The organism is Zoogloea sp., assembly GCF_030157465.1.
GTDB lineage: Bacteria > Pseudomonadota > Gammaproteobacteria > Burkholderiales > Rhodocyclaceae > Zoogloea.
Genome location: NZ_JAOAUU010000159.1, coordinates 1 through 8,574 on the forward strand (window position 1 = coordinate 1; position 8,574 = coordinate 8,574).

The 8,574-nt window shown below is 67.2% G+C and carries 4 protein-coding genes; 3 read left to right on the forward strand and 1 reads right to left on the reverse strand.

Features of this window, described 5'->3' with window-relative positions:
• The first annotated feature begins 432 nt into the window (after positions 1–432).
• The 3 genes from Q1W26_RS19445 to Q1W26_RS19455 all read left to right on the forward strand — a co-directional run bounded on the left by Q1W26_RS19445 (position 433) and on the right by Q1W26_RS19455 (position 6,829).
• A complete protein-coding gene (locus Q1W26_RS19445) occupies positions 433–1,680 on the forward strand; it encodes a diguanylate cyclase (protein WP_300443524.1) in 1,248 nt (415 codons plus the stop codon).
• A gap of 122 nt (positions 1,681–1,802) precedes the next feature.
• Complete coding sequence (locus Q1W26_RS19450) at positions 1,803–3,788, forward strand: tetratricopeptide repeat protein (RefSeq protein ID WP_300443526.1); 1,986 nt, start codon at positions 1,803–1,805, stop codon at positions 3,786–3,788.
• A 170-nt stretch (positions 3,789–3,958) separates the two neighbouring features.
• The gene (locus Q1W26_RS19455; protein WP_300443528.1) at positions 3,959–6,829 is read left to right on the forward strand and encodes a TIR domain-containing protein; all 2,871 of its coding nucleotides are present in this window, start codon (positions 3,959–3,961) and stop codon (positions 6,827–6,829) included.
• Positions 6,830–6,841: 12 nt separating this feature from the next.
• On the opposite strand, the gene Q1W26_RS19460 is transcribed toward Q1W26_RS19455, so the two are convergent.
• On the reverse strand, positions 6,842–8,056 hold the full coding sequence (locus Q1W26_RS19460; protein ID WP_300443531.1) for a glycosyltransferase family 1 protein: 1,215 nt from the start codon (positions 8,054–8,056) through the stop codon (positions 6,842–6,844).
• Positions 8,057–8,574 lie beyond the last annotated feature (518 nt).

The following is an 8,574-nucleotide window of genomic DNA, read 5'->3' on the forward strand; positions in this document are numbered from 1 at the left end:
CAAACAACGGAACGCCGTTCAGTAACGGCAAACCCACCAAGTCTGGAGAGCCTTGTCCGTTGGGGGCAACAACGCTTTTCCATACTTAACGCGAACAGCGCCTTATTTTTCGCCTGGCATTGACGTGTGCGGGCCGTTGATTCTGAAAGACGGCGGCCTCACGCACTGTCTGCAGGCCTGACGACTGTTACCCGGGCCGTGCAGCCCTTCTGGTCGCACTCGGTGCCGATACGGGGCCACGCGCAGGCTCATCGCCTGGCACCTTGCCGCGACAGAACGCCCCGCCAGCAATGAACGACGCGGACAGCCCCGCCACGTCCGTTACCAGATGCTCATCTGGTCATCAAGATTTGTTAATTTCATCATTTTCAACATTTATAATTGCCACCAATGGAAGTCTCTGCTTCATCCCCGCCTTTAAAAGGATCGGAAATGGTTTCAAACCCAGTGTCCCTGCGTCCTTGGCCCCTCGTTCTCACAGCCCTGGCCTTTCCTTTCATCGCACTGGGGATGCAGCTTGCATTGTGGGAAACCGTGAAGCCCCTGGCCTTCATCCTGTTCTACCCGGCTGTCGTCCTCAGCAGCTGGATCGGCGGGTGGATTGCCGGCAGTGCGGCCATCGTTCTCTCCACCGTACTGGCGCGATGGTTCTTCATGGTCCCGACCGAGTCCCTGCTGCTCCCGGGCTCGGCTGATCTTCTTCGCACGCTGACCTTTGTCGGCATCGGGAGCGTCATTGTGTGGGCACACCACCGCTTCCAGATGCGGACGGAGCAACTGGCGATCGCCCTCGAAAAGTACCGCAATGTCGCCGAGAACATTAAAGACGTCGTGTGGGTGCTCGATGCCGGCACGCTCAAACTGTTGTACGTGAGCCCCTCCGTTTTCAGGTTGCTCGGCTACACGCCGGATGAACTCATCGCGACGCCCCCCGAAATCGTGTTGCCACCCGCAATGCTCGCCCTGCTCCGGAACTGGCCGGCCAACGCGCAAGGCCCGGAGCACCCCATAGCGAATGACCTGGAGGTACACCACAAGACCAGCGGCAGGCTGTGGACCGAGATCGTCATCGTCCGCGTGCGCAACCCCCGCACCGGTCGGCTTGAGTTTCACGGCGTCAGCCGGGACATCTCCGAGCGCAAGAAGGCCGAGGAATACATCCGCCACATGGCCCAGCATGACGCGCTCACGGGGCTGCCCAACCGCGTGCTGTTCGACGAGCACGTCGCGGCAACCCTGGCACTGGCGCGCCGCAACAGCACCAAGTTCGGCCTCATGTTCATCGATCTCGACAAGTTCAAGAAGATCAACGACACCTTCGGCCACCGGGTTGGCGACCTGTTGCTGCAAGGCGTTACCACCCGCCTGCTGCAAACCGTCCGGGCCTCCGACGCGCCGGCGCGCATTGGCGGTGACGAGTTCGTGGTTTTGCTCCGCGAGATCCGCGCCACCCACGACGCGCTGCCGCTCGCAGAGAAAGTGCGCCTTGCGCTGTGCGAGCCCTTCGAAATCGAAGGCCACACCTTTACCATCTCGGCCAGCATCGGCATCGCGCTCTATCCCGACCACGGCTTCGACGCGATCGCACTGTCCCGCAGCGCCGACGCGGCCATGTACCAGGCCAAGGATGGCGGCCGCAATCAGGTGACGATGGCGCTCGAAGCGGCCCTGCTCCCCTGAAGCGCGGCGCAAGCCACATCCGGCCCGGCCCACCCCGGCCCACGTATGGCGCCCCCAAGCGGCACCATCTAAGATAGGTCAACCGATCCGGATAACCCGCCGCGCCGACCGAGAGGCCCGCCATGAAACTCCACGCCTTCGTCGCCATGCCCTTCGGCACCAAGCCCGATGCAAACGGCACCCCGATCCATTTCGATCTCATCTACACCCGCCTGATCAAGCCCGCCCTTGAACTGGCCGGGCTCGACGTCATCCGGGCCGACGAAGAAGACCGCGCCGGCGACATCCGGCTCGACATGTTCCAGGAACTCCTGATGGCCGACCTGGTGCTGGCCGATCTCACCATCGACAGCCCCAACGTGTGGTACGAACTCGGCGTGCGCCACGCGCTGCGCTCCCGCGGCGTGGTGCTCGTGCAGGGCCCGCGCAACACCAACCCCTTCGACACCTACACCGACCGCAAGCTCGTCTACCACCTGAGCGACGGCGCCCCCGATCCGGCGCAGCTCGAAGCCGACATCAAAAGGCTTGCCGACATGACCCGCGCCACCCTCGACGCCTGGCACGAGCGCACTGTGAGCCCCGTTTATTCGCTCCTGCCCAACCTCACCGAGCCCAACTGGAAAACCCTGCGCATCGGCGCAGTCAATGAATTCTGGGATCAACACGACGACTGGGCCGCGCGCATCGAAAGCGCCCGCAAGGCCGGCCACCCGGAAGACATCCTGGTGCTGGCCGACGAAGCCCCGGTCACCGCGCTGCGCGTCGAAGCCCGCCTCAAGGCCGGCAAGGCCCTGATCAAGGGCCGGCACTTCAACTTTGCGCTCGAACAGTTCGAGCTTGCCGCCGCCTTCGACCCCGACAACGTCGAAGTCGCCCGCGCCCTCGGCCTGTGCCTTCAACGCCTCGGCCGTGCCGACGACGCCCGCGCCGCCTACGAGAAAATCCTCCGCAAACACCCCGACGATGTGGAAACCTGGTCACTCCTTGGGCGACTCGACAAGGACGCCTGGGTTGCCGCCTGGAACCGCCCGGACAACACCGAGGCGCAACGGCGCAGCGACGCCGCCTACGAAGACGCCCTGCTGCTCAAGGCCATCAACACCTACGTCACCGCCTTTCGCGTTTCCCCCGAGCACTACTATTCGGGCATCAACGCCCTCACCCTGATCCACCTCTACCGCGATCTCACCGGCCAGAAGTCGCCCTTCGACGACGAAGCCGACTGCATGGCCGGCGGCGTCGCCTGGGCCGCCGGCTGCCAGCAGGACAAGAACGAACTCTTCTGGGCGCGGGCCACCCTGGGCGATCTGGCCGTGCTGCGCAGCAATCCGGCCGGCGTCGGGGCCGCCTACAAGGCCGCCATCACCCTTGCCGACAAGGACTGGTTCGCGCTCGACTCCACCCTCGGCCAGCTCAGGCTCCTCGCCTCTATCGGCTTTGCGCCCGACAATGTCGCGGCCGGCATCGCCACCTTCGAACGCGCCCTGGGCCGCCTCAACCCGCCCGAAACAGAATGGCAGCCAGAAAAAGTCCACCTTTTCTCGGGCCACATGATCGACGCCCCTGGCCGCAAGACACCCCGCTTTCCGGCCGACAAGGAAGCCATCGCCGCCACCGCCATTGCCCGCGCCCTCGATGAACTTGGCGCCAGCAGCAAGGATCTCGCCCTCACCCAGGGCGCCTCCGGCGGCGACCTCCTCTTCGCCGAAGCCGCCCTCGCCCGCGGCATGCGCGTGCAGCTGCTGCTCCCCCTGCCCGAACCGGACTTCATCGCCCAATCCATCCTCCCCGCCAGCGACGGCGACAGCTGGCGCAAGCGCTACTACCAACTTCGCGACGATCCGCTGTGCCTGCCGCCGCGGGTCATGCCCGACTGCCTCGGCCCGCTGCCCAAAGACAGCCAGGGCGAGGAAGCCAACCCCTTCGAACGCTGCAACCTGTGGCTTCTCAACACCGCGCTGGCCCTCGGCATCAAGCGCAGCCGCTTCATCTGCCTCTGGAACGGCAGCGGCGGCGACGGGCCCGGCGGAACGGAGCACATGCTCAAGGAAGTGCAGAAACGCACCGGGCAGGTGACGTGGCTGGATACCCGCAAGATGTGGTGACGCTCCGCCAGGCGTCCGGCCCGCATCACGCCTGCAACCCCAGCACGCGTTCATAAGCCCGTCTCATCGACCAGCACCACCGCCAATGCCGTACTAATATTGAAGACGGGCAGGCTTCCTCCGGGCCGCCCAGCCGCACTGCCGGCGCACGCATGCCGAGGTCAAGCCCCATGTCCGAGTTGCATCTGCCGTCTTCCATCGACGCCCCCGCCCCCGTTCCGCCCGCAAACGGCAAGCCGCCGGCGCAGCGGGGCACGTCGGCCACCTGGCTGTTCGGCTACGACATCTTTATTTCCTTTGCCCTCGGCGCTCCGCCCCGCGGCACCCAGTCCTACGCGTCCGACCTGGCCCGGCAACTGCGCGAGCGGGATTTCACCGTGTTCTACAGCGAGGACGAAGCCGCGCCCGGCACCACGCTCAACGACACCCTGCGCAAGGCGCTCAAGCAATCGCGGATTCTCGTCGTCATCGCCAACCGCGGCACCCTGGAAGAACCCCGCTGGGTGCGCGCCGAAGTGGAGGAGTTCCGCCAGTACCACCCCACCCGGCCGATCATCCCGATCAGCATCGAGGGTGCCCTCAAAGACCACGCGCTGCTCGACACCATCCGCCCCTGGCTCAACGTCGGGGAAACCATCTGGGTCGATGACACCCAGGAAGCCGTCAAACTGGGCATCGCCAGCCGCGAAGTCGTTCAGCGCCTGAGCCTTGCGCCCAAGCACCTGCGCGCGGCCCAGCGCTGGCGGGCAACGGTGGTGGGCGCCGTGCTGATCCTGGCCATTTCCACCGGCGCCGCGCTGTGGAACGCCAAGGTGGCCCACGACAACGCGCTCCGGGCCAGCATCAGCGCCGCCGAAGCCAAGGCCGAAGAGATCAAGGCGCGCAAGGCCGAAGCCCGGGCCCTGGGCGAGCTGCGCGCCTCCACCGGGCTGCGCCTGCGCGCCGAATCATCGGCCATGCTGGCGCGGCTGCGCCCCGAACCCGACGAGCGCGCCATGCAGCAACTGCTCGCCGCCCAGCAACTCACGGCCCCCGGCCGGCCGCTCGATGCCGAGGCCGAGGGCGACCTGCTGGCCGGCCTGCGCGGCGCGCGCCACCTGCTGCGGCTGGTCAGCGGCAACGCTGAATTCCTCACCATGGCGGTCAGTGCCACCGGCCGGCGCCTCGCCACCGTGGCCGACGACACCACCCTGCAACTGTGGGACGCCGCCACCGGCAAACCCATCGGCGCCTCGCTGCCGGCCCACCTGCAAACCGTGCGCAGCCTGGCTTTCAGCCCGGACGGCACGCTGCTTGTCACCGGCAGCAAGGACACCACCATGCGCCTGTGGGAAGTCGCCGACGACGGCATCCACCCGGCCCTGGCCTTTCCGCTCACCGGCCACACCGACGAAGTGCGCGCCGTGGCCTTCAGCCCGGACGGCAAGCTCATCGCCTCGGGCAGCAACGACAACACCGCGCGGCTGTGGGATGTGCGCACCAGCATGCCCATCGGGCAGCCGCTTGCCGGCCACAGCGAAACGGTCATCGCCGTCGCCTTCAGCCCGGACAGCCGCCAGCTCGTCACCGCCAGCTACGACCGGACCCTTCAGCTATGGGACGTGCGCACCGGCAAGCCCCACGGGCGCCCCCTCGTCGGGCATGTCGATTCCCTGCGCAGCGTGGCCTTCAGCCCGGACGGCAAGCGCATCGTCTCCGGCGCCTGGGACAACAACCTGATGCTCTGGAACGTGGCCAGCGGTCGGCCCATCGGCAAACCCATGCGCGGCCACCAGGGCCTGGTACGCAGCGTCGCCTTCAGCAGCGACGGCAAGACCATCGTTTCCAGCAGCGACGACGGCAGCGTGCGCCTGTGGGACGGGCACAGCGGCAGGCCCGTCGGCAAACCGCTGCTCGGCCACACCCGGGACGTCACCGGCGCCCGCTTCATCGAGCGGGGCAACCCGCGCATCGTGTCGGTGGGCCTGGATGGCAGCCTGCGCCTGTGGAACCCGGACGACGCCTCGCCCATCGGCGAACCCCTCGCCCGCGGCAAGCACCAGCTTGCAAGCCTGACGCTCAGCGCCGACGGCGAGCGCATGGCGGCCGGCGGCCAGGATCTGCGCCTGCATCTGTGGAAGATATCGAGCCTCTGGAAGAACCAGGGCGCCAACGAAAAACTCCAGCCCGTGCTCGACGCGCCCATCCTCAGCCTGGCCTTCAGCCCCGACGGAAAACGCCTCGCAACCGGCAGCTTCGACGGCAGCCTGCGCCTTGTCGATGGTCGCAGCGGCGCAGCGCTCGGCCCGCCCATCAACACTCACAGCGGCGCCGTGTCGGCCATTGCCTGGAGCCCAGACGGCAAGCAGATTGCCACCGGTAGCTGGGACACCACCCTGCGCATCTGGGATGCCGCCAGCGGCGCCGCCGTGGGCGAGCCCCTCAGCGGCCACGACGCGTGGATTGCCGCGCTGGCCTTCAGCCCGGACGGGCGCAGCGTGGTTTCCGCCAGCGCCGACACCCGGCTGCGCCACTGGAATGTGGCCACCGGTCAGCTCATCGGCCGCCCCATGCTAGGCCACGACAACTGGGTGCTCGCCGTCGCCTTCAGCCCGGACGGCAGCCTGATCGTTTCCGGCGGCGCCGACGACACCGTGCGCCGCTGGAACGCCGCCACCGGCGAGCCCATCGGCGACGCCATGGAAGGCCACGCCAACTGGGTGACGAGCGTGAATGTAAGCCCCAAAAGCCAGCACATCGTCTCGGGCAGCTGGGACCGCAGCCTGCGCCTGTGGCGCGCCGACAGCGGCGTGCCGGTGGGCCAGGCCCTCGACGGCCACGCCGATGCCATCCAGTACGTGGCCTTCAGCAGCAACGGCGAATACGTCCGCTCGGTCAGCCGCAGCGGCGCCCTTCACCTGTGGGCCGCCCCGCTGCGCTGGCCCGGCATGCTGTGTGCCAAGCTCACCCGCAACATGAGCCCCGGCCAATGGAAAAGCTGGGTATCCAGCGACATCGAATACGGCAAGCAATGCAGCGACCTGCCGATTGCCGCAGACTGAAACAGCCCCCGATCAGCGCCGGGCCGTGGCGGGGGAACTCAGAATCACCCGGCGCTGCAGCGTCACCAGGCTTTCCACCACTTCGCCCCAGGCCAGGTTAGCGACCCGCTTGCGCGCCGCCAGACGCTGCCCGGCGCGCAGCTCAGACGATTCCGCCATGGCCAGCGCACCCTCGACAAAACCGGCCTCGTCGCCAGGCCGGGCCAGCCAGCCGTGCACCCGGTGATCGATCAGCTCGATGGCCGCGGCCTGCCCGTAGGCCACCACCGGCACACCGCTGGCCAGCGCCTCGGCCACCACGTTGCCGTAGGTTTCGGTGAGGCTGGGAAACAGGAACAGATCGCCGCTGGCATAGTGTTCGGCCAGCAGCACACCGGTTTGCGCACCGGCAAACACCGCCCGCGGCTGGCGCGCCTGCATGCCGGCCATGGCCGGGCCGCTACCCACCATCACCAGGCGGGCCCGCGGGTGGCGGGCCTGGATCGCCTCGAAGGCTTTCTCGATCAGGCTCAGGTTCTTTTCGGGGGCAATGCGCCCCACGCACATCACGGCCAGATCATCCGGCGCGAGTCCCCACTGGCGACGCAGGGTTTCGCTGCGCCGGGCCGGGTCGAAGAGCGTCGTGTCCACACCGCGGGACACCACATCCACCCGCGCAATGCCCTGCTCCGCCAGCTCGCCGCACAGGGCGCGGGTGGGCACCAGGGTCAGGTCGGCGCGGTTATGAAACTTGCGCAGGTAGGCCGCCATCGGGCGCTTCAGCCAGCCCACGCCGTAGTGGCCGGTGTAGCTGTGAAAATTGGTGTGGAACTCGCTGATTACCGGCAGCTTGAGCTTGCGCGCGGCCGTCAGCGCCGACCAGCCGAGCGGCCCCTCGGTCACCACCTGCACCACATCGGGCCGCTGCAGCGACCAGCGCCTCAGCAGCAGCTTGCGGGCCGGCAGGCCAAGCTGCAGGTTGGCATAGCGGGGAATCGGAATGCCGCGAGCGAGCAGCTCCTCGACCCCGCCGGAACCATCGCCCGCCAGGATCATGCCCCCTTCGTGCACCTGCCGCGGGCGGATCAGGTCCACCCGGTGCCCGGCCGCCACCAGGCCCTCCACCATGCGTCCGGTGGTCATGGCCACCCCATTGATTTCAGGCGGAAACGTCTCGGTCACCACGGCCACCCGAAGGGGTGTCAGCGGGCTGACGATTTCCTGGCAAACAAGTCCGGCTCGGTCCATGCGGCCAGTGTCGCGGCGCGATGCTGCACGGGTGTTACGGCGAAGTGATCGGGGGATGACGGGCCGCGCCACGGCAAATAAAAAGGCAATGTCGCGTTAAGTGTGGAAAGCGTTTCCCCCGTGACAGGTCAGGCTTTCCAAGCCCGGCGGGCTTTCCCGTGCTTAGCGTTACATCGGCCGGGTCTCGCCCCGGCGGGCGACCTTCTTTCTTGTTGTACGACAAGAAAGAAGGCAAAGAAACGTACCCCGCTGCCGCGCCCCCTTCGGGGGTTCCCTCCTTCCGGCGATGCCGTGCGGGGTCTTCGCAAACTCGCCCTTCGGGCTCAGACATGCGAAGCCCTTTTTCCGCCCGTCATCACCTCCAGTCGGCACGTCAGAGGGGACCGGAAATGCAGGTGATCAACGGTTCGTAGCTTTGTCCGGTGATCTGCAATGTGGCATCAGTAAAGGCTCGGTGGTCCTTTGAAAGCCCGTCTGAACCGCCGAGCAGCGCACCAGCAGGCGGGGCCTTCCGGCGC